This is a genomic window from Pseudoalteromonas sp. 0303, assembly GCF_013349995.1.
Classification (GTDB): Bacteria; Pseudomonadota; Gammaproteobacteria; order Enterobacterales; family Alteromonadaceae; genus Pseudoalteromonas.
In genome coordinates, this window is record NZ_JABVXF010000022.1 from 69,166 (window position 1) to 89,528 (window position 20,363).

21 protein-coding genes are annotated in these 20,363 nt (G+C 40.6%); 9 read left to right on the top strand and 12 right to left on the bottom strand.

Annotated features, from left to right (window positions below; translation table 11 throughout):
- The first annotated feature begins 463 nt into the window (after positions 1 to 463).
- Both rlmF and ltaE read left to right on the top strand, forming a co-directional pair.
- On the top strand, positions 464 to 1,369 hold the full coding sequence (gene rlmF / locus HUS62_RS14710) for a 23S rRNA (adenine(1618)-N(6))-methyltransferase RlmF (protein ID WP_220095039.1): 906 nt from the start codon (positions 464 to 466) through the stop codon (positions 1,367 to 1,369).
- Between the two features lie 10 nt (positions 1,370 to 1,379).
- Positions 1,380 to 2,387: a low-specificity L-threonine aldolase gene (gene ltaE / locus HUS62_RS14715; protein WP_175080116.1), complete on the top strand. Its 1,008-nt coding sequence runs from the start codon at positions 1,380 to 1,382 to the stop codon at positions 2,385 to 2,387.
- Here ltaE and HUS62_RS14720 read toward each other — a convergent pair.
- The 10 genes from HUS62_RS14720 to HUS62_RS14765 form a co-directional block, all read right to left on the bottom strand.
- Positions 2,370 to 2,954 carry a thymidine kinase gene (locus HUS62_RS14720; RefSeq protein WP_175080117.1) on the bottom strand — a complete coding sequence of 195 codons (585 nt, stop codon included), beginning with the start codon at positions 2,952 to 2,954 and terminating at the stop codon, positions 2,370 to 2,372. The two genes, ltaE and HUS62_RS14720, sit on opposite strands and share 18 nt — an antisense overlap.
- Positions 2,955 to 3,064: 110 nt before the next feature.
- On the bottom strand, positions 3,065 to 3,733 hold the full coding sequence (locus HUS62_RS14725) for a hypothetical protein (protein WP_175080118.1): 669 nt from the start codon (positions 3,731 to 3,733) through the stop codon (positions 3,065 to 3,067).
- A 183-nt stretch (positions 3,734 to 3,916) separates the two neighbouring features.
- The gene (locus HUS62_RS14730; RefSeq protein ID WP_175080133.1) at positions 3,917 to 4,384 is read right to left on the bottom strand and encodes a methylated-DNA--[protein]-cysteine S-methyltransferase; all 468 of its coding nucleotides are present in this window, start codon (positions 4,382 to 4,384) and stop codon (positions 3,917 to 3,919) included.
- Between the two features lie 2 nt (positions 4,385 to 4,386).
- Complete coding sequence (locus tag HUS62_RS14735; protein ID WP_175080119.1) at positions 4,387 to 5,736, bottom strand: DNA-3-methyladenine glycosylase 2 family protein; 1,350 nt, start codon at positions 5,734 to 5,736, stop codon at positions 4,387 to 4,389.
- An 87-nt stretch (positions 5,737 to 5,823) separates the two neighbouring features.
- The gene (locus HUS62_RS14740; protein WP_175080120.1) at positions 5,824 to 6,435 is read right to left on the bottom strand and encodes a superoxide dismutase; all 612 of its coding nucleotides are present in this window, start codon (positions 6,433 to 6,435) and stop codon (positions 5,824 to 5,826) included.
- 15 nt (positions 6,436 to 6,450) lie between these two features.
- Positions 6,451 to 6,957 (bottom strand): hypothetical protein, encoded by a 507-nt coding sequence (locus HUS62_RS14745; protein WP_175080121.1) that lies wholly within the window; start codon positions 6,955 to 6,957, stop codon positions 6,451 to 6,453.
- A 122-nt stretch (positions 6,958 to 7,079) separates the two neighbouring features.
- On the bottom strand, positions 7,080 to 7,565 hold the full coding sequence (locus HUS62_RS14750; protein WP_062565571.1) for a GNAT family N-acetyltransferase: 486 nt from the start codon (positions 7,563 to 7,565) through the stop codon (positions 7,080 to 7,082).
- A gap of 126 nt (positions 7,566 to 7,691) precedes the next feature.
- Positions 7,692 to 10,802: an efflux RND transporter permease subunit gene (locus HUS62_RS14755; protein ID WP_175080122.1), complete on the bottom strand. Its 3,111-nt coding sequence runs from the start codon at positions 10,800 to 10,802 to the stop codon at positions 7,692 to 7,694.
- 9 nt (positions 10,803 to 10,811) lie between these two features.
- On the bottom strand, positions 10,812 to 11,939 hold the full coding sequence (locus HUS62_RS14760) for an efflux RND transporter periplasmic adaptor subunit (RefSeq protein ID WP_175080123.1): 1,128 nt from the start codon (positions 11,937 to 11,939) through the stop codon (positions 10,812 to 10,814).
- A gap of 58 nt (positions 11,940 to 11,997) precedes the next feature.
- The gene (locus tag HUS62_RS14765; protein ID WP_175080124.1) at positions 11,998 to 12,375 is read right to left on the bottom strand and encodes a hypothetical protein; all 378 of its coding nucleotides are present in this window, start codon (positions 12,373 to 12,375) and stop codon (positions 11,998 to 12,000) included.
- Positions 12,376 to 12,545: 170 nt separating this feature from the next.
- On the opposite strand from HUS62_RS14765, the gene HUS62_RS14770 reads away from it, so the two are divergent.
- The 6 genes from HUS62_RS14770 to bfr (HUS62_RS14795) all read left to right on the top strand — a co-directional run bounded on the left by HUS62_RS14770 (position 12,546) and on the right by bfr (HUS62_RS14795) (position 18,422).
- The gene (locus tag HUS62_RS14770; RefSeq protein WP_175080125.1) at positions 12,546 to 13,406 is read left to right on the top strand and encodes a cation diffusion facilitator family transporter; all 861 of its coding nucleotides are present in this window, start codon (positions 12,546 to 12,548) and stop codon (positions 13,404 to 13,406) included.
- Between the two features lie 64 nt (positions 13,407 to 13,470).
- Positions 13,471 to 14,541 carry a PepSY domain-containing protein gene (locus HUS62_RS14775; protein ID WP_175080134.1) on the top strand — a complete coding sequence of 357 codons (1,071 nt, stop codon included), beginning with the start codon at positions 13,471 to 13,473 and terminating at the stop codon, positions 14,539 to 14,541.
- Positions 14,542 to 14,569: 28 nt separating this feature from the next.
- The gene (locus HUS62_RS14780; RefSeq protein ID WP_175080126.1) at positions 14,570 to 14,905 is read left to right on the top strand and encodes a DUF3703 domain-containing protein; all 336 of its coding nucleotides are present in this window, start codon (positions 14,570 to 14,572) and stop codon (positions 14,903 to 14,905) included.
- 221 nt (positions 14,906 to 15,126) lie between these two features.
- Positions 15,127 to 17,262, top strand: coding sequence for a TonB-dependent receptor (locus HUS62_RS14785; RefSeq protein ID WP_175080127.1), 2,136 nt, complete (start codon positions 15,127 to 15,129; stop codon positions 17,260 to 17,262).
- A gap of 210 nt (positions 17,263 to 17,472) precedes the next feature.
- Complete coding sequence (gene bfr, locus HUS62_RS14790; protein ID WP_054552096.1) at positions 17,473 to 17,946, top strand: bacterioferritin; 474 nt, start codon at positions 17,473 to 17,475, stop codon at positions 17,944 to 17,946.
- A gap of 11 nt (positions 17,947 to 17,957) precedes the next feature.
- Entirely contained in the window at positions 17,958 to 18,422 is a 465-nt protein-coding gene (gene bfr, locus HUS62_RS14795) for a bacterioferritin (protein WP_054552095.1), read from the top strand.
- Positions 18,423 to 18,479: 57 nt separating this feature from the next.
- On the opposite strand, the gene HUS62_RS14800 is transcribed toward bfr (HUS62_RS14795), so the two are convergent.
- Together HUS62_RS14800 and HUS62_RS14805 are read right to left on the bottom strand one after the other, a co-directional pair.
- The gene (locus tag HUS62_RS14800; RefSeq protein ID WP_054552094.1) at positions 18,480 to 18,953 is read right to left on the bottom strand and encodes a mechanosensitive ion channel family protein; all 474 of its coding nucleotides are present in this window, start codon (positions 18,951 to 18,953) and stop codon (positions 18,480 to 18,482) included.
- A gap of 58 nt (positions 18,954 to 19,011) precedes the next feature.
- Positions 19,012 to 19,467: a hypothetical protein gene (locus HUS62_RS14805; protein WP_175080128.1), complete on the bottom strand. Its 456-nt coding sequence runs from the start codon at positions 19,465 to 19,467 to the stop codon at positions 19,012 to 19,014.
- Positions 19,468 to 19,651: 184 nt separating this feature from the next.
- Between HUS62_RS14805 and HUS62_RS14810 the strand changes: the two genes are divergently transcribed.
- The gene (locus HUS62_RS14810) at positions 19,652 to 20,083 is read left to right on the top strand and encodes a hypothetical protein (RefSeq protein ID WP_175080129.1); all 432 of its coding nucleotides are present in this window, start codon (positions 19,652 to 19,654) and stop codon (positions 20,081 to 20,083) included.
- Positions 20,084 to 20,363 lie beyond the last annotated feature (280 nt).

Sequence of the window (20,363 nt, forward strand, 5' to 3'; positions counted from 1 at the left end):
ATATAGTTTATTATAACATTGTTGATGGCAAACCATTTCTGTACGAATGTATAAGGCTTGCATTAATCCTTGAAAATAAAATTTCATTTCACCCCTGACAAATCCTTTTAGTGGAAATGTAATAAATTTTTCCTTTAATGGAAAATTGGAACATGGTTAACTTTTTACCCATTATCAACCAAGTTTTCCGTTTTATGCGCATAACAACTTAATTTTATAGTTAATTTTTCATATTCCACCATTAAAAACTAGTCAAGATGGCTGTAAAACTCAATTAACTTATAGAAATTTTCCGTTAGGGCATTCCAGAAAACTATAAATCACCCAGAAATCGGTTAGATCAAAATTAAAAATGACGACTGCCTTTGCGTGTTCACAAAAATATCCACCGCAAAATAACTCAGAGCAAAGATTTATTTGGTACAATCAGTCTTTGATATGGCTAACAGATAGGTTTTCCTTAATGCATCCGCGAAATCGCCACTTAAATGGCTACGACTTTACTTTGCTATGCAAAGATACTCCTGCCCTAACACCTTATATAACGCAAACGCCAGCGGGCACTGATACCATTGATTTCACCAATGCATTAGCGGTTAAAACCCTCAACCAAGCGTTATTAAAAAGCCATTATAAAATCGATTTTTGGGATTTGCCCGACAACTACCTTTGCCCACCGGTTCCTGGCAGAGTGGATTACATTCATCACTTGGCCGATTTATTAGCAAACGATAACCAAGGTCATATTCCGACGGGTAAGCAAGTAAAAGCGCTTGATGTAGGCACGGGTGCAAATGTGATTTACCCGCTTACTGGTAATCACGAATATGGCTGGCACTTCACAGGCTCCGATATTGATGCCTTGTCTGTTAAAATTGCCAAACAAATCGTGCAATTCAACCGCCTCAAAATTAATGTTAAGCAGCAAAACAACGCCGATAAAATGTTTACGGGCGTGATATCGAATAAAGATGTTTTTCACCTAACTTTATGCAACCCACCGTTTCATGCCAGTGAGCAACAGGCCAAAGCAGGTACTGAGCGTAAATGGAAAAACCTAAACAAAGCGCCACAAAAAGCGCTTAATTTTGGTGGCCGCCAAAACGAGCTTTGGTGTGAGGGCGGTGAGCGCGAATTTATCAGTAAAATGTGTATTGAGAGCCAAGAGTTTGCAGAGCAATGTATTTGGTTTACATCGCTTGTTTCAAAGTCTGACACTTTGCCGCATATAAAAAAGTTACTTAGCACACTTGATGTGAAAGAAGTAAAAGTTATAAAAATGGCACAAGGCCAAAAAATGAGTCGCTTTATTGCTTGGAGCTATTTTGACCAAGCTGACCGCGAAGCCATTCTTAACGAACTAGTATAAGGATAATAAGATGATCGACTTTCGTTCAGACACAGTTACAAAACCAACAGCAGCTATGCGCGCGGTCATGAATGACGCACCAGTAGGCGACGACGTTTATGGTGACGACCCAAGCGTTAATCAGCTTGAACAATATGCTGTTGAGCGCCATGGCTTCGAAAGTGCTCTTTATTGTAGCTCTGGCACGCAAGCCAATTTACTTGCATTGATGGCACATTGTGAACGTGGCGACGAATACATTTGTGGTCAACAAGCACATAACTACAAATTTGAGGGTGGCGGTGCCGCTGTATTAGGTTCTATTCAACCACAACCAATTGAAAATAATGCCGATGGCAGCATAGATTTAAACAAAGTTGTGGCTGCAATTAAAGCTGATGACTTTCACTTTGCTAAAACCAAACTACTTAGCTTAGAAAACACCATTGGTGGCAAAGTTCTCCCGCTAAGCTATCTTAAACAAGCTAGAGAGTGTGTTGATAAACATAACCTTGCTCTGCACTTAGACGGTGCCCGCGTGTATAATGCTGCGGTTAAATTAGGTGTTGATATCACTGAAATCACTCAGTATTTTGATTCAGTATCTATTTGCTTATCAAAAGGACTCGGCGCGCCGGTTGGCTCACTATTATTAGGTAGCAAAGCACTGATTGATAAAGCGCGCCGCTGGCGTAAAGTACTTGGTGGTGGTATGCGCCAAGCGGGTATGCTTGCAGCCGCTGGCCAGTATGCACTTGAGCATCACGTAGCAAGGCTTGCTGAGGACCACAATAACGCAGCGTATTTGGCAGAGCAGTTAAACACGTTAACTGGTTTTGATACGTCAACTTTTCAAATCGACACCAACATTGTTTACGCAAATGTTGCCGAACATATCGATTTAAAAGCAGTGGCACATGCATTAAAAGAGCAAAACATGCTATTTTCACCGGGTAAACCACTGCGATTAGTGACCCATTTAGGCGTCACTAAGCAAGATATTGATAGCTTTATCTCGGCATTAGCGGCCGAGATTTAACGATTCTTTATAATGTTTGCGACACACCGATACATATCGGTCGTTGCCGCCAATTTCTACCTGATTACCGTCTGCAATCGCATTGCCATGCTCATCAGTACGCAGAACATGGTTAGCTTTACGACCACAATGACACACAGTTTTCAACTCAATTAGTTTGTCTGCCCAGGCAAGCAGGTATTGTGAGCCACTAAATAGTTCCCCTCTAAAATCGTTACGTAAGCCATAACACAGCACCGGAATACCAAGCTCATCAACCACATCAGTTAATTGCATTACTTGGTCTTTTGATAAAAACTGACACTCATCAACTAAAATACAATGGCGCTTTTGCTCTGCATTTAATGATTTGATTAGCTCAAATACATCTTTCTCTGCATCAAAAATATGCGCATCAGCTTGTAAACCAATACGTGAAGACACTTTGCCAACACCTGCTCTATCATCAATAGCCGCTGTTAAAATAACTGGTTCCATACCACGTTCGCGGTAGTTAAATGCTGATTGTAAAAGTGTGGTAGATTTGCCTGCATTCATTGCAGAATAATAAAAGTACAGCTGTGCCATTATGTTGCCCAAATTTTAAAGTCGCAATATGCTACCCTAATCGAACGACAAGATCATCCATTACCTTATTCTTTTGTCCCATAACGAGTGATTTGTGCTGGGCTCGTATTTTAAAACATTCTTGCATATACAACAGCCAATTGTTTATTAGCTAGCTGCTCCCAAACTAGGTTTGCATCTAGTTTATGTTTATAGAAAAACTCATTTGAAAAAGCCAAGTACGCTATCGAGGTATTGATTGGTGGGAACAGTGGAGCAAGTTTAAGTTGGTAGTATTGACTAAGATCTACCTTATTCTTAGAAACCTCACAAACCACAAGTGCCGCATCAGCATTATCCTCAGCAACTCGTTCAATCGCAGCTTGTAGTGTAAATGTGTGCTCAATAAAAAATGCCTCTTCACTTGCAGCATCACCTACAAAGTAGCCATTAGCGACAGCTAACGAAAATGCTTTTGATTGCAATACCTCACGTGAATTCCACTTTGAATGAAAGCGTCTTTTACCAATTAAACATTGACTCAAAGAAGCAAATGAATATTTATCGAGAGGCTTGCCCTGTTTATCAACAGGGAAAACAGCATAGTCACTTTTAAGTGTGTTAAAACCAGAAATAAATGCATCAAAAGTACCGTGCTTTATTGATGATATACACTCTTGCCAAGGCCTTTGTTGGTATTGGAATTGAACTTCATCTATTGTGAGATCTAATTCCTTAAGTGTATTAATTTGTGCTTGGCTATTAATAATGGGGATTTCGTTTTTAGCATCGATAAACATCGGCGCTTTATTATGATCGGGCACGCAAATTTTAATAAGTAAGGGAGACTCCTCTTTCGCATAACAAGTTAAAGTAAAAAACAACACCGTACACAAAAAAAATCTAATAAAAAACAACATCACAATCATAGTAAGTTACTTTTTTAGTTAAGCTTTAAAGAGTTTAGAAGGCAATTTAACTTTTTACAAAATTCCTTCGTGTTTCAGTAACCACTCTTTTCTTTCAAGGCCTCCTGCATAGCCTGTGAGTTTACCGTTTGCGCCAATAATTCGATGGCACGGCACAATAATGCTAATCGGGTTTTTACCATTTGCAGCGCCCACTGCACGCACCGCTTTTGGATTATTAATCGCAAGTGCAATATCTTGGTAGCTTTTGCTTTGACCAAACTCAACATCCATCAGCGCACGCCATACTTGCCTTTGAAAGTGGGTACCTTGGGTATCAAGGGGAACTGTAAAACGTGTACGCTCACCGTTAAAGTATTCATTAAGCTCACTTATACACATTAAAATGGGTGTAAGGGTGTGCTCATCAACAACCTCTGTTTGCATTGCAACCACAGGGTAAAAGCCAACGTAACTGACGCCTTTTGATGTACTTTGAATGGTAATATCGCCAATCGGGCTTGGTATAATAACTTGTTGCATACTCATAATTGTTGCCATAGTTGAAAAGTTAAATAAGAGCGAAATGGCGCGCAGTGCTCGCTATTAAATTCGCTTATTCCAGCAAGAGCTTTTTTAACCCCTAAGTCGCCCGCCAATAGAATATCGGGGTGGCTTTGACCGCGTAGTTTGGCGTAATTAACTGTCCACGGGCCAATACCTTTGAGCTCAAGCCAATTATCAAGCTCTTGATTATCTGGGTTTTGCTGACAATAAGCACTTAAACGCCTTAGCGCATCTTTGCGTGATTGTGGCATTTTAAAAAAATCGAGTTCAGAATTGGCAACCCATTCAGGGCTTGGAAAATAGTGGTTATTACTTTGCTGATTAAACTCACTTACAAGCTGTGTAACGAGATTGTGAGCCGCTGTAACACTCACTTGCTGACCAAGTACCGCACGAATACCTGCTTCATACTCAGACCAAATTCCCGGCAAACGAAGCCCAACACAAAGCGGCATTGCGCCTTTTAGCTCTGCATTTAAATGCTGTTCAATGGTGTGCGTGTCGGCGTCTAAATCAAGCACACGACGAATGTTATGGATCACTTGCTGTAAATAGCGGGTGTTATCGATATCAATAACCACTTTAAAATGATTTTTATGCTCAACAAAATGCGCTGTGAATTGCCCTTGGCAATATTTGTCTTTAAAAGTGCGACCATAGCTCGTTGCGCTCAACCATTCTAGACCGCTAATTAAACGGCGCTGCAAAAATTCATGGAGTGCTTGCCAGTTATAAGGCGGCCTAAATGCCAGTGTTAGAGTTAATGTTGAGGCTGGTTTTTTATCAGACTTACGTAACTTTGAAGGGGCAATATTTAACTGCTTTAAAAAAGCATCGTTAAAACGGCGAATACTATTAAAACCAGAAGCAAATGCGATATCTGCCACTGATAAATCTGTTTCTTGTAATAGCTGCTTGGCAAAATTGCATTGGTTAAATAATCGATATTGGGTGATCGAGAGTCCAAAATGTTGGTTAAACAAACGGCGTAAATAGCGGCTCGACACCCCTAGCCTGTCTGCTAAAACCTCACAGTCGTATGCCTCACCTTTATCAATCAGTTGTTTGGCACGTAATGCGGTTGTTTTAGTACCTAGCCAAGCTGGGCTATTCGGTGCACTATCTGGGCGACAGCGAATACAGGGTCGAAAACCATCTTGCGCAGCCAAGTGCGCGTATTGGTAATATTCAACGTTTTTTTCTTGTGCTGTTGGTGCGGGGCAAATGGGTCTGCAATAAATGCCTGTACTTTTTACCGCCACAAAAAACACCCCATCAAAGCGTGGGTCGCGGCTTTGCCTTGCAGTTTGCCATTGTTGGCTAGTCATAATTATTCTCGTTGCACGCTAATACCGTTAGCTTAACTGAATATTATTTTTTGACTAGCCAGTTTCGGACCTTAACTATTTAAACAGCTATTTAATTGCGGCTAAATATCGGTGTTCAACTTCCGGCCAATTGATCACTTCGTAAAATGCCGCAATATATTCAGGGCGACGATTTTGATACTTCAAGTAATATGCATGCTCCCATACATCAAGCCCTAAAATAGGCGTATGATTATGCATCAGTGGGCTATCTTGATTGAGGCTACTTTCAACGACCAAATGGTTATTTTCATCAACACATAACCAAGCCCAGCCACTGCCAAAGCGGCTTACCGCGGCATTAGTAAATTTCTCTTTAAATGCGTCAAAGCTACCAAATGTATCAACTATTGCAGTGTTTAACTCTGCACTAGGCGTACCACCACCATTAGGAGACATAACTTGCCAAAATAATGAGTGATTATGATGGCCACCCACATGCTCTTGTACTGCTTTTTGTAAAGACTCAGGCATTGATGAAATAGTGCGTAGTAATGTTTCAGCATCTTGCTCAGAGTAATGACTGCCCTCTAGTGCAGCATTCGCTTTATTGATATAGGTTTGATGATGCAAGGTGTGATGTATTTCCATGGTTTTCGCATCAATGTGCGGTTCAAGTGCATCATAGTCATACGCTAAATCGGGTAATGTAAAAGGCATACTGATTCCTTATCGTTAATGTAATAACTGCGTTTTATGGGGATGGTCAGCTAATAGCTGATTGATTCGGTTAATAAGTGCCGGAAATGCCGATGCCATGCTCGCAAACTTAACCAGCTCATAATAGGTTTTGTGATGATGGTGCAGCACCAAGGTGCGAACTTGCTGCTCTGGGTGATTTAATAGCACGCTTAATCGTTGATGAGCATGGCAAAGCCAGGTGCAGGCTTTATCGGGTTTTTGCATGACTTTAAAGGTGTCGGCAAGATTCAAAGTGGCAACAACAAATGCTGCAATACAATGCTCTAACGAGCGAGTTACCGACTGGTTGATTGGGATATTAGAAAATTGCGCAAGAAGTGTTTCAGCGCAGCTGCTGGCAACCGTGTAATGATCACGCGCAGTAATAAGCTCGCCAGATTCAAATGCTAAGTTGCCTTGATAAATTGCACTTTGCCAAGGGGCAAGCGCATCATCAATGGCATTCGAAGTTAACGGTGTGTGGCGTGTTGTTTGAGTCATAAAAATCACCTGCACTTATACCAATCATTCTATGTGTATTTAAACTACACACAGAAAAGATCAAACGCAAATGATTTTTATTTATATTGTTATTTGGAAATTTTTAGTTATAGCAACATTACTTATTGATGCGCAAAGTCGATAAGCTCTTGGCCTGTTAGGCGGTAAATAATCCATTCGTTTTGCGGTTTAGCACCAATGCTGTCGTAAAAATCAATGGCTGGTTTATTCCAATCAAGTACCACCCACTCAAAACGACCACAGTCTTTTTCGAGTGCTTGCTTAGCGAGATATTGCATAATTTGCTTACCCGCACCTTTACCACGGCTATCCGCACTGACGTAAAGATCTTCTAAATACAAACCATTTTTGCCAAGCCATGTAGAGTAATTATAAAAATACACTGCAAAACCAATTGGTGTGTCGCCGTCTAAACAAATAACACTATGCGCCGTTGCGCCTTCACTGAATAACGTTTTTAAAATAGCTTGCTCGTCTGTTTTAACTGCGTCGGGTTCTTTTTCGTAAATAGCAAGTTCGGTAATAAAATGTAGGATTGTTGCAGCATCACTTGCGACTGCCGGACGAATTGTAATTGCGTTACTCACTCTGTATTCCTTTTTTACATCATTATTGTAACGCCCAGTTTATAAGGGCTTTAGCATGGTGTAAACGCCCTTTACAGAAATACACGTCATTAAAAAGGGGCTACTAAAAGTTAGCCCCATTATGCTTTATTTACTCATCGACTTATAAAGTACCGGAAGTACAAATAAAGTTAAGAAGGTTGCACTGACCAAGCCGCCAACAATAACCGTAGCAAGTGGCTTTTGTATTTCGGCCCCTATTCCTGTGCTAAGGAGCATTGGAATTAGCCCAAGCATTGAAGTAAGCGCGGTCATGAGTACAGGTCTTAGCCTTGAAACAGCGCCTTCAAATACTGCTTTATCTTTGCTATCTCCTGCACTAATCCTTTGATTAATACTTTCGACCATCACCACACCATTCAATACAGCAACACCAAATAGTGTGATAAACCCTACTGAACTGGGTACAGATAAGTATTGCCCTGACACATATAATGCAATAACCCCACCAATCACAGCCAAGGGAACATTGACTAGAATAAGCACCACTTGCGATAGGTTACTAAAAGCAAAATAAAGCAATAATGCAATGAGTAACAAGGCTACAGGCACTACTATCATCAGCCGCTGCTGTGCCCGTTGTTGGTTTTCGAACTGCCCGCCAATGGCCACACTGTAACCACTTGGTAGCTGCATTTTATCAGCAATGGTAGCGCGTATATCGGCAACGACAGATCCCATATCTCGCCCCTGCACATTCGCTTGAATAACCACCCGCCTTTGAACATCATCGCGACGAACTTGCGGAGCGCCAGACTCAATTTGTACATCAGCTACATCCCCCACCCTTACAATGGCACCCGTGGGGGTTTGCAATCTAAGATCAGCAATCACATTTGGGTTTTGCCGAAAGCTTTTTGCTATACGCACATAAATATCATAGCGCTCATTGGCATTAATGATTTGCCCCGCTGATTGCCCGCCAATACCATGCTGAACTACATCCATCAAATCAGCTACCGATAAACCAAAGCGCGACAATGCCAAACGGTTAGGCTTAACTATCAGCTGCGCTTCGCCGCCTATTTGCTCCATAGCAACATCTTTAGCGCCAGGTATTTGCTGAACTAGCTGCTCAATTTGTTGGCCTTTTTCAGTTAAAACGCCTAGGTCACTACCAAATAATTTTATGGCCAATTGCGCTTTAACACCGGATAAAAGCTCATCTACTCGGGTTGCTATAGGCTGTGAAAAGTTAAACAAAAGTCCTGGGAACTGCTCAAGCTTGGCTTCCATTAGTTGCTGTAATTCGACACGCGTTTTCGCGTTTACCCATTGCTCATGAGGTTTTAAGCCTAAATAGATTTCAATGTTGTTAACTGGTTCAGGATCTCCCCCTACTTCAGCCCGACCGATTCGGCTTAGCGCATATTCCACCTCACTAAATTCAAGCAACATGGCTTCAAGCTTTGGTGCAACTAAGATTGCCGTATCGAGACTTGCAGATGGAGCAAGTGTCACACGAAGATTAATAGTGCCTTCTTCAAGCTCTGGCACAAATTCAGTACCCAACCTTGGAAGCATAACAGCCGCAACAATCAGTAATAACCCTGCTATAGCTAAAACGCTACGTTTAGCCTGCAATGCTTTTTGTAAAGCCCGTTGATAAAGGATATCGATAGGTTTTAACAAAATACTTTGCTTTACTGTCACGCCCTTGGCAAATAAGTACACGCACAGAGCTGGCACCACAACCAAGGCAACAATCACAGCGCTAATAATCGCAAGCATAATACTCACTGCCATTGGCTGAAATAACTTCGCCTCAACGCCTTCAAAGCTAAACAGCGGTAAAAATACCGTTAGTATGATCAAAGAGGCAAAAAAGATGGGCCGTGCCACTTCTTTTGCAGCAATAGCCACCAGCTTCGAAGAAGGCTTATGCTGATTATGCTTAAGCCCTAGGTGCCTAAATACATTCTCAACCATCACAACTGAGCCATCTACCAGCATACCAATGGCAACAGCAATCCCACCTAACGACATTAAGTTTGCCGATAATCCAAGCCATGCCATTACACTCAGTGCTAAACCAATCGAAATAGGGATCGACAACAACACCAAAAATGTTGCTCTTAAATCTAACAAAAATAGCGCTAATACAATGATAATAAACACAAAAGCTAAAAGCAGTGCATCAATAACCGTTTGTACCGCTTGGCTAATAAGTTCTGCTTGGTCGTAAATGGCTTTAAATTCAACCCCTTTTGGCAGCGCTTGATTTATCATCTCGATACGCGCGTTAATGCCATCAATCGTTTGCTTGGTATTAGCGCCCATTCTTTTCAGCACGATACCAGTCACCACTTCACCACGATTGACTATTTCGCCTTGTTCATTGCGTTTAGATAAGGTGACAGCGCCTTGGCGAATTTCACTGCCAAGCTCAACATTCGCAACATCGGCCACTTTAACGACCGTACCATCAATGGTTTTGATAGGCGTTTGCGCAATCTCAGCAAGCCCTTTGTCGCCAGGGGTAAACCAACCTGTACCACGAATAACAAGCTGCTCTTGACCACGGTTCATATACCAGCCACCCACATTACTGTTGTTAGCATCTAGTGCGTTACTAACATCTTGCTGTGTTAAGTCATAAGCAAGTAACTTATTGGGATTTATGTTCACTTGATACTGCTTTACCTCACCGCCAAATGACAGAATATCGGTCACACCATCAATAGGTAATATAAGTAATTTAACCACCCAATCATTTAAACTACGCAGTGCCATGCTATCTATGTTGGCATCTGGCTTTGCTTCAAGTAAATACTGATAGACTTGTCCAAGTCCTGATGTATTAGGGCCCATGGTTGGCATACCCACACCAGCTGGGATCAACTCTTTAGCAGACTGCAAACGCTCAAAAACCAGTTGCCTAGCAAAGTAAATATCAACACCTTCTTTAAATACCACAGTGACACCAGATAACCCTGTTTTAGAAATAGAACGGACCTGCTCTACATCGGGCAGCGCATACATCACTGCTTCTATCGGGTATGTGATCAGTTGCTCTACTTCTTCAGCCGCAAGCCCTGGTGCTTCGGTATTCACCGCCACTTGCACATTTGTCACATCAGGAAAGGCATCTAAATTAAGTTTTGGGATCATAAATGCACTCACTGCAATCGCTGCAAGTAAGGCCAATACCACCAGTAAACGGTTCTTTATCACCGCCTCAATTAATAAATTAAACATGCGTCACCTCTAGTGGTTATGCGGATCAAATCCGCCTTTAGCTAGCTGTGATGCAATAAAAAACGCACCTTGGGTGACAACTTCAAGCCCGGCTTTAATACCTAACACTTCGCGATAATCACCAAAACTTCTGCCAAGGGTTACTTCTTGGGCAGCAAAGCCACCATCGTCATCAACGACAAATAACTGCCAGTCACCATCTGCACTGCGTGTTAATGCGTTTTCAGGTACGGCAAGTACCTCTTGGTCTGTTTCAAAATGAAAATACACATCCGTAAACATGCCTGGGTGCAAACTATGCTTGGTGTTTTTTACCTCGAGCCTAACGGTTCGTGAACGTGTTTGTTCATCAATGGTATGTGCTTCTTGAATAACCCTTGCTTGATAGCGATTGGCGTTAACTTCTAACAGCGCCGTAGAGCCATTACTGATAGTACGGTCTTGATTAGCTGAAAGCTGAGCAGCAACCCAAAGTGCAGATTCATCGGCTATTAGCATTAGCTCAATCCCCGAATCAACTCGCTGACCTTGAGCAAAGTTATCGGTTAAAACAGCTCCCGATGTTTGTGCAAACAAGGTGTATTCACCGAGTTTTTCTGGGCTTATGGTGAGTGTCTGTGCAATAGCTTGTTTTGATAAACCAAAGGCAACTAACCGGCTATAAGCCACTTCATACTCAGCTTTGGCAGTTAAGATTTGCTTTTCGCTGACTGTGCCCGGGGTCATTTTAGTAACGCGTTGCCACTCGGCTTCTGCTAATCTAAATTCAGTTTGCTGGCTGGCTACTTCGCCACTAAATAAAGTGACTAAAGATTCTCCCTTATTTACATGCTGCCCTAATAAGGCATGGCGTTTTACAACGATAGAATCAACACGCGGTGACACCACATAACTGGCATAGCCATTGGCTTTAATTTCGCCCGGTGCATACAAGGTTTGCTTGTGTTTTTTCAGTACAAGGCGTTCAACCTTGATATTAGCAAGTTGCTGTTGCTGCTCAGTTAAACTGACTTCATTAGCATGTTCAGCTTGATCATTTTCTTGATGGTTATGCGCTTGCTCTGTCGCATAAATATTTGTCACAGCCATATAGCATACGCACAGTAATGCGTAACGCATAAAATTTCTTAAATACATATAGTGTCTCTTACTTAAAATGGGCTAAGCCCAAATAAAATCTAAAAAGGGTTTTGGATTAAGTAAGAGCTAAAATAGGTGGGCGATGAAGCGGTGCTAAGTCAGCCGATTTGAAGTTGAAATCAAGTGATCCAATTTTAGTGAAATAGATACCAGTACGTTCAGACAATTGCAGCGAATCAACAAACGCAGGGCTGTGACAAACATGACAATGGCCTTTCTCGGCTGAGTCAGACAACTGTTTACTAAGCTCTGCATGCTCTGATTGATGTAACAGGTGATCGCCATTGGCTGCGCAATGGGCTTCAAGGTCAATTTCTTCTGATAGCAGTACCGAGGTGTGATTAAACGCAGCATTATGATCGGCCACATCAAAGCTATCCAGCAAGGGCTGGAGCAATAATACGCTAATCAAAATAATAAATGCAGCTTTCACATTGAGCCTAAAAATTAGAACTAAAAGTTGGTACAACGGCGATAAATTAACAAATCCACCGGCATTTGAACAGTAAATTATAATCTGTACACGAACAAATCATTACAAACATTTCAATACCACGGCACGCATGGTATAAAAATAAAGCAAATCAATAACTCGGTATTTTTATGGGACACGGACACCACCATCATCACGATACAAATAACCAAAGCACCCGCCAACTCATGCTGGCAGTTGCAATCAATGTGTTATTAACTGTCGCTCAGGTGATTGGCGGCCTTGTTTCTGGCAGCTTATCGTTAATTGCTGATGCACTGCATAATTTAAGTGATGCCTCGTCGTTATTCATTGCCCTAATTGCCCGAAAAATTGGCGCCAAACCTGCCAACGATCGTTATCAATACGGCTACAAACGCGCTGAAATTTTAGCAACCCTATTTAACAGCTTAAGTTTAATTGTGATTGGTGGTTACCTAATTATTGAAGCCATCTCCAACTATTTAAACCCTGAGCCCATTGATGGCTGGATCATCATTTGGGTTGCAGGGTTTGCACTGGTTGTTGACCTAGTCACCGCCCTTTTAACTTACAAAGCAGGCGCAAAAGACAGTATGAATATTCGTGCTGCGTTTATACATAATGTGTCTGATGCATTAGCTTCTATAGTGGTGATCATAGCAGGTACCTTAATCATTCTTTATCAATGGTATATTGTTGATTTAATTGCCACTATGCTGATTTCTGTGTATGTCATTTACCATGGTGTTTTGTTGTTAATTGCGAGCAGTAAAATTTTGATGCAGGCAGCCCCTGATAATTTTGCTTTAACAGAAGCTATTACGGAGCTTAAAGCCCAATTTGCAATCACTGATGTTGATTACCTCAAAACATGGCAGGTAGATGATCATCACGTTCATTGCGAGCTCAAGTTTAGTGCCAAGCACAACATCAATAACGATGAAATACGTCACTTTTTACATGATAACTTTGCAATTGAAAGCTGCACCATAGAACAAGTTTTAGTGTAAATGTTACGCGTTATCATTTACTATTCAGTTTTGTTTTAACAGTAAACTGAAGGAACAAACCTTGTTGAAGTTGTGGTTACGTCGTACGCATTTATTGCTTGCCTTAGTAAGCGGTTTATTTTTGATTTGTTTAAGTTTGACCGGTGCGTTGCTTATTTACGCAAAAGATATTCAATACCTTACTCAAAGCGATAAATGGACTGTAACGCCAGCGGCTTCAGCACTTGATTTTGATAGCCTCATAAAACATGTTTCAGCTTCAACTAAACAACCAGTTACCCTGTTAATGCCTGAACAGCGAGGTGATCTTGCGTGGCAATTACAGTTGGCAAACAACCGCTATGTCAGTGTTAATCCATACAACGGTCAAGTGTTACATGAGTATGATTACTACACTACGATTTATGGCTTTACCATGGCTTTGCACCGCTGGCTGCTTTATGAAGATGGCGATAAAAACCGCCCGCTAAGAAACTGGGTATCGGTGTGTGCGCTTATTCTTATTATTGAAATTCTGCTCGGCTTTTATATTTGGGTTAAGCCAAAAAATCGTATCAAACGCTTGGCTATTAAACGTAAAGCAAAATTTAGAGTGCTAATGTATCAGCTGCATACCGTTCTGGGTGTGTACTTTTTAATTCCACTCATTTTAATTGCTTACACAGGTATGGCGTTTAACTGGAAGCCACAAACCAAAGCCGTATTAGAATTTGTGATGCAAGGCACAGTTGAAGATAGACCAAAACCGCCAGCCGTTATTCCCCCTTTAGCGGATACGCCTTTTCAAGTTCAAAAAGCGTTTGATAACGCACAAACTGTATTTCCTAAGGGTAAGTTATTTAGAATTTATTTACCGAAAAAGCCAACTGATAACATTGGTTTTAGAATAGAGAACCCAGGTGAAAGCCATGCCTATAGTTGGGTATGGGCAAACCCATATTCAGCAGATATTGTTGCAAGCTATGATGCCAGCCAAAGTTCTTGGACCACCCAAACATGGAACTTTAAATATAAGTTTCATATTGGTGATTTTGCAGGCCCTATTGTGCAATTACTGTGGTTGCTATTTGCTTTGTCACCGTTATTTTTCACGATTTCAGGTGTTTACTTTTGGTACAAACGGCACTACAAATAAACGACTTTTACTAAACATACCATTCGCCATGAATATTGAGCTCAAAAATGCCTTTAACACCGAAATGATATTGGCTGAAACGAGTTATAAGAAAGCAGATTACAAAACCGCTTTTTATCACCTAGAGCGGGCTCATATACTGGGTCAAAGCTATATCATTGCGCATACTTACTCTCATTGGTGGATGTGTAAAATTGGTTTTAAAACCCATAATGCCAAGGAAATAATTGGTCAGTTTGCTCGTATGGCTGCTTCAATTGTATTTTCGCGTATTTGGGTCCCTCTCGGTAACACCGGCGGCACTAATGTTAGCCCTTTCAAACCAATGCCTATTCCAGACGACTTAAAACGTTTTTTAAGCTAAAGCCGCTTTAATTTGCAGTTACTTGGTAGCTATTAAACACGACAATCCCCTATTTATCATGATTCTCCATTTAAGCCCTTTGGCTTAAGCAAGCAGATACAAATGACTAAAACAACCCAATAATTTATTGCAAATAATTATCATTAGCCTTGCCTTTACACTTCTTTACATTTAGACTGCCGCACAATCACATAATAAATACCGATTTAACAAGGATAAACATGTTAAAAACTTCACTGACTCTGGTCGCTATTGCAATTAGCAGCCAAGCATTTGCTGATGATGCCATCAATAAAAAACTTACCGCAGAAGAAATGGAACACGTTGTTGTATCAGGCAGCCGTGTATTTGAAAGCATTGATGAAGTACCCGCTTCTGTAACGATTATTAGCCGAAAGCAAATTGAAGAGCATTTAAAAGTTAATCCAGAGCTACAAAGCTTACTTGCGCAAATGGTACCAGGCCTTGCACCAGATACGGGTAGCTCGAGTAATACTGGTCAGAGTTTACGTGGCCGTGCACCACTTGTGATGATTGATGGTGTGCCACAATCTACACCGCTCAGAAACGGCTCTTTGGGAGTTAAAACGCTCGACCCAAGTGCCATTGCGCGTATCGAAGTGATCAAAGGTGCTACCTCCGTTTATGGTAATGGTGCATCAGGCGGTATTATTAATTACATCACAAAGCAGGCAACAAGTGATGGTCAGCCAGAAGGTGAGATCAGCCTATCGTCACGTTTTAGTGCAGTAAAACTAGAGGAAAGCGCCGGTGCGCGAGTCTCTGCTGCGGTTAATGGTCGAGCAGATAAACTTAGCTATTTATTTACCGCAAGTTACGAAGAAAACGGTGTTCAACGTGACGCCGAAGGCGATATTCTTGGCCTACAGTATGGTTTATCTGATGCAGTAACAGAAAACTACTTCACCAAGCTTGGTTATGATTTTGACGATGAGAAGCAACTGCAATTTAGCTATAACTACTTTAGCTCTCAACAAAAAACCGATTTAGGTGACGTTGTTGGTAACCTAAACGATGGCGAAAAAACCTATGCTATTCATGTACCTAAAGAGCTACAAAAGCAAGGTAAACCACAAGGCCCAGATGGTAACGAAAACATTACCTTAAAATACACAGACTACGCCCTGTTTACTAATACACAAATGACACTCGACCTTTACATGCAGGATATCGAGAATGTGTTTTTCTTTTCTACAAACTTAGCTAACCCAGACGAAGGCTACGAAGGCGGCCAATCAATTATTCGCTCTGAAAAGAAAGGTGCACGCGCTACGTTTAATACCCTTGTTGATTTTGACAATGTTGAAGCCACCTTCATTTATGGCCTTGATGCACTGAATGATGTGACTTCTCAGCCACTTGTAGATGGCCGTGTTTGGGTACCAGAAATGGATATGGAAAGCCTTGCTGGCTTTTTACAAACAAAATGGGTTATCAATAATGATTTAGTCATTAAAGCGGGTGTGCGCCAAGAGAGCATTGATTTAACCGTTGATGATTACAATACCTTAAAGCTTTGCCGTTCAGAAACACAGTGCTCTGTGCCACTTAGCGTAAAAGGCGACACCATTGATTACGATGCAACCACTTATAATGTAGGTGTTAAATACAATTTACTTGAGGCTTTCAGCCCATTTGCCAATTATTCACAAGGGTCTGATATCTCAGATATTGGCCGCCTACTACGTTCAGCAACGGTGAATGATATTGGTCTAATTCAAACAGAAGCATCAATCATCGATAACTATGAAATTGGTTTTACCTCACAGTTTGATAACTTACGTTTTGAATTTGCAGCTTACCGCAGTACATCAGAGTTTGGCACCACGAATAGCTTTAATGAAGTAACCGGTGTTTATGAGCCGGTACGTGCACCGCAAGAGATTTGGGGTTACGAAACATTAGTTGATTATAAAATTAACCCAACTCTAAAACTGGTTGCAACTTACAGCTATGTTGAAGGTAAAAACACTGAAGACGACATTTACTTAGGTTCGCGCCAAATAAGCCCACCAAAAGGCACTGCTAACTTAAACTGGCAGCCTAATGATGAGTTATCACTTACGGTGAGTTATTTATATGTGGGTTCACGCAAACGCTTTGAACCAAATGCAAACGGCGACTATGTTGGCGACCAAGGGCCAATTAGCAGTTACAACCTATTTAACCTAAGCGGTCGTTATAACTTTAGCGAGAACTGGCAAGCGTTTATGGGCGTAGAAAACCTATTTAACAATGATTACTACCCTGCCCGTGCCCAGTCATACACCTATGGTGGCTATAACATTAAAGGTTTAGGTACCACTGTTACACTTGGTGCAACCTATAGTTTCTAAATTAAACTTTGTTTAGAACAACAAGCCCTTCTTAGTAAGGGCTTTTTTTATTTAAGAATAGAAACGATAAATTGTTCATTTATCAACCATTAACGCAAACTTAAACGAGAATCACACTCAATAGTAAACAACTGATTTACAAAGGAAAAAGTTTGCAATCTTGTTTTTATATACTACAATTACCGCAACTTGGAATTCGAGGACAGCATTATGAAAGGTAACCAAAAAGTCATCGATAGTTTTAACAAACTACTCGCAAACGAATTAGCTGCTATAGATCAATACTTTATTCATTCTCGTATGTACGATGATTGGGGCCTAAATAAGCTGTATGAGCGTCTTAACCACGAAATGGAAGAAGAAAAAGATCACGCTGATTGGTTGATCAAACGTATTCTGTTTTTAGAAGGCGTACCAAACATGACTAAACGTCGTGATCTATTAATTGGCTCAGACGTTAAAAGCATGATGCAAAACGATTTAACACTTGAACTAGAAGTGGTTGACTGTGTTAAAGAAGCAATTGCCATCTGTGAGCAAGAAAAAGACTATCAATCACGCGAAGTGCTTGAAAAGTTATTATTTGATACAGAAGAAGATCATGTTTACTGGTTAGAACAACAGCTTGGTCTAATCGACAAAATTGGTAGCCAAAACTACCATCAATCTCAAATGGGCGAATAGAGGCTAATTGTATGAAAGGCGATAAAAGCGTCATTGCTGCACTTAATAAAGTATTAGCGAATGAATTAGTAGGTATTAACCAATACTTTTTACACGCTCGTATGTTTAAAGATTTTGGCTTTTCAAAATTAGACAAAGCTGATTACAAAGTATCTATTCAAAAAATGAAAAACGCCGACCGTTTAATTGAGCGTATTTTGTTTTTAGAAGGTTTACCAAACCTACAAGATTTAGGTCGCCTACGTATTGGTGAAAACTCTGAAGAAATGATCGAAGCTAACATGAGCTTTGAACTTGATTCTCTACCTGATCTTAAAGCGGCAATTAAACTTGCTGAAGAGAAAAAAGATTACATCAGCCGTGAAGCGCTAGATAACATCTTAAATGAGCAAGAAGAACAGATTGATTGGCTTGAAACACAGCAGCAGTTAATCAAAACCGCAGGGCTTGAGAATTACCTGCAATCTCAAATGTAATTTGCTAAAACTTAAAAAAGCAGCCTAGGCTGCTTTTTTTATAGCTAAGATTTGTGATTAATCGTCTTCGCGATCAATGATTGACACTTTATTACTTAAAATTAAAGAGTTAGGAATTAAATGCACCGCTCCCTCGCCTTTAATTGTGATATAGCGCAAATTAAGGTCAATCACAGTGCCCTTTGAATTACTCACTTCAATGTAATTACCAAGCTTAATGGGTTTATAAAGCACAATCATGACACCTGCTACTAGGTTTGAAATAGCATCCTTCAACGCAAAACCTAGAGCAAAGCCTGTTAGGCCTAAGCCGGCAACTAACGCGGCTACGTCAAAACCCAGTTTCGATAACGCCAGCACAATACCAATGAATAATAAAATAGCGCGCTGCGAGTTAGAAATCAGCCGGAAAGTTTCAAGAGCGGTTGAATCAAAGCGACGTTGAAATTGTTTAATAGCACGGTCAATAATAAGGCTTGCTATGTAAAAAGCAGCAAGTACTAAAAATGCTTGAATAAATTGGCTAGTCATAAGATTTTCAATTAAAAATAAAGCCCATCATAGGCTTAAAATTGCGCGAGGCATACAATTATTGCTTTTCAAACACACAAGAAACGTCAGGTTTACTCAGTGTATAAGTAATATTGCCATTATCTTTAAAACGCAGGTCTTCTGTTGTTGAACCGTTGTCGTCTTCATTATCACAGCGAAAATATCGCTTGGTTCTAACAATGCCATTTACAAAGTATTTTAACTTCGAACTGACAACACAAAAGTTAGGTATCTTCTTTACCTGCGTGCCGTTATGTAAGTCACTAAAATCGATTAACGTCCCTAAGCTAAAGCCTTGCGTTGGGTCTTTTATCAATGAAAAAGATGCGTTTTGACAAACCGCATCACTGCCCTCTTTTGTTTTGTAATCACCTTGCTTGTCTTTTATCAGTGCCAAAAACTGCGTTTTATTGCTCGGCTTTACATCCAGCAGAGCGCTGGCAATTGATGAGGTTGATAGTAAAAAAGCCACTAAACAAAAGTAATATCTCATTGAAAATCCATAAACTTATAGACACTTTACTAGCATAGCATGCTGATTAAGGTTGGTGAATTTATAACGTATTAGTTAATACGATTAAAAAATGTTTTTGGTTCTATTTTATGAACTTTGCATAGGCAACCAATCTGTTTATATGCTATAAATTTTAATGATGATAATTTTTGGAGGGAATCAAATGAAAATAGTCAAACTCATCGCTTTAACCACATTTTTGGCCTTAACCACTACTCAAAGCCTAGCGGGTGATGACGACTGGAAAACAATTGCAGAGAAAAAGGTCAGCTACAAAAGCGAAACCGATACCGTTAATCCTATCACCAGCAGCCACTACAGCCATATTAAAGTTAAGTGCACCCACGGCACTGTGAATCTTAAGAAAATTAAAGTCGTTATGAACAACGGTGAAGAAAAGGTATTTGATAACCTAGGTGTTTTAACCAAAGGAATGTCATCACGTAGCTTAAATTTGCCAGACAAAAACGACGCTAAACTCGATAAAATCAAACTTGAATATGAATCAGTAGGCAGCACAGCCCTAAGTATGGCAGGCGTAACCGAAAAAGCCGAAGTTGAAATTCTCGCTAAAAAAGCAAAGAAAGAAGATTAAAGTTGCGAGATGCGAGATGCGAGATGCGAGTTAGGATGTTAGAGCCTATACAGTTTCACAAGCAGCGGCGTCTTTACGCCGCGACTATTTAGAAACAAACTAGAGAAACACGTTATACGCCTACTTTAGAAAACATTAGGCACTAGGATTTAGGCTCTAGGACGCGATATAAAATCGCTGCTACTTGTTCGGCGTTAAAACGCCTTATATGGACTCCTCCTATTGCACAATACCCTTCGTTAATTTTGTCAGACTGCGTGCTTATATGCGGGCTCATAAT

What these genes read in the sequence shown, in the direction of transcription:
- rlmF (WP_220095039.1), top strand. Translation starts at nt 464, where the DNA reads ATGCATCCGCGAAATCGCCACTTAAATGGCTACGACTTTACTTTGCTA.
- ltaE (WP_175080116.1), top strand. Translation starts at nt 1,380, where the DNA reads ATGATCGACTTTCGTTCAGACACAGTTACAAAACCAACAGCAGCTATG.
- HUS62_RS14720 (WP_175080117.1), bottom strand. Translation starts at nt 2,954, where the DNA reads ATGGCACAGCTGTACTTTTATTATTCTGCAATGAATGCAGGCAAATCT.
- HUS62_RS14725 (WP_175080118.1), bottom strand. Translation starts at nt 3,733, where the DNA reads ATGTTTATCGATGCTAAAAACGAAATCCCCATTATTAATAGCCAAGCA.
- HUS62_RS14730 (WP_175080133.1), bottom strand. Translation starts at nt 4,384, where the DNA reads ATGCAACAAGTTATTATACCAAGCCCGATTGGCGATATTACCATTCAA.
- HUS62_RS14735 (WP_175080119.1), bottom strand. Translation starts at nt 5,736, where the DNA reads ATGACTAGCCAACAATGGCAAACTGCAAGGCAAAGCCGCGACCCACGC.
- HUS62_RS14740 (WP_175080120.1), bottom strand. Translation starts at nt 6,435, where the DNA reads ATGCCTTTTACATTACCCGATTTAGCGTATGACTATGATGCACTTGAA.
- HUS62_RS14745 (WP_175080121.1), bottom strand. Translation starts at nt 6,957, where the DNA reads ATGACTCAAACAACACGCCACACACCGTTAACTTCGAATGCCATTGAT.
- HUS62_RS14755 (WP_175080122.1), bottom strand. Translation starts at nt 10,802, where the DNA reads ATGTTTAATTTATTAATTGAGGCGGTGATAAAGAACCGTTTACTGGTG.
- HUS62_RS14760 (WP_175080123.1), bottom strand. Translation starts at nt 11,939, where the DNA reads ATGTATTTAAGAAATTTTATGCGTTACGCATTACTGTGCGTATGCTAT.
- HUS62_RS14770 (WP_175080125.1), top strand. Translation starts at nt 12,546, where the DNA reads ATGGGACACGGACACCACCATCATCACGATACAAATAACCAAAGCACC.
- HUS62_RS14780 (WP_175080126.1), top strand. Translation starts at nt 14,570, where the DNA reads ATGAATATTGAGCTCAAAAATGCCTTTAACACCGAAATGATATTGGCT.
- HUS62_RS14785 (WP_175080127.1), top strand. Translation starts at nt 15,127, where the DNA reads ATGTTAAAAACTTCACTGACTCTGGTCGCTATTGCAATTAGCAGCCAA.
- bfr (WP_054552096.1), top strand. Translation starts at nt 17,473, where the DNA reads ATGAAAGGTAACCAAAAAGTCATCGATAGTTTTAACAAACTACTCGCA.
- bfr (WP_054552095.1), top strand. Translation starts at nt 17,958, where the DNA reads ATGAAAGGCGATAAAAGCGTCATTGCTGCACTTAATAAAGTATTAGCG.
- HUS62_RS14800 (WP_054552094.1), bottom strand. Translation starts at nt 18,953, where the DNA reads ATGACTAGCCAATTTATTCAAGCATTTTTAGTACTTGCTGCTTTTTAC.
- HUS62_RS14805 (WP_175080128.1), bottom strand. Translation starts at nt 19,467, where the DNA reads ATGAGATATTACTTTTGTTTAGTGGCTTTTTTACTATCAACCTCATCA.
- HUS62_RS14810 (WP_175080129.1), top strand. Translation starts at nt 19,652, where the DNA reads ATGAAAATAGTCAAACTCATCGCTTTAACCACATTTTTGGCCTTAACC.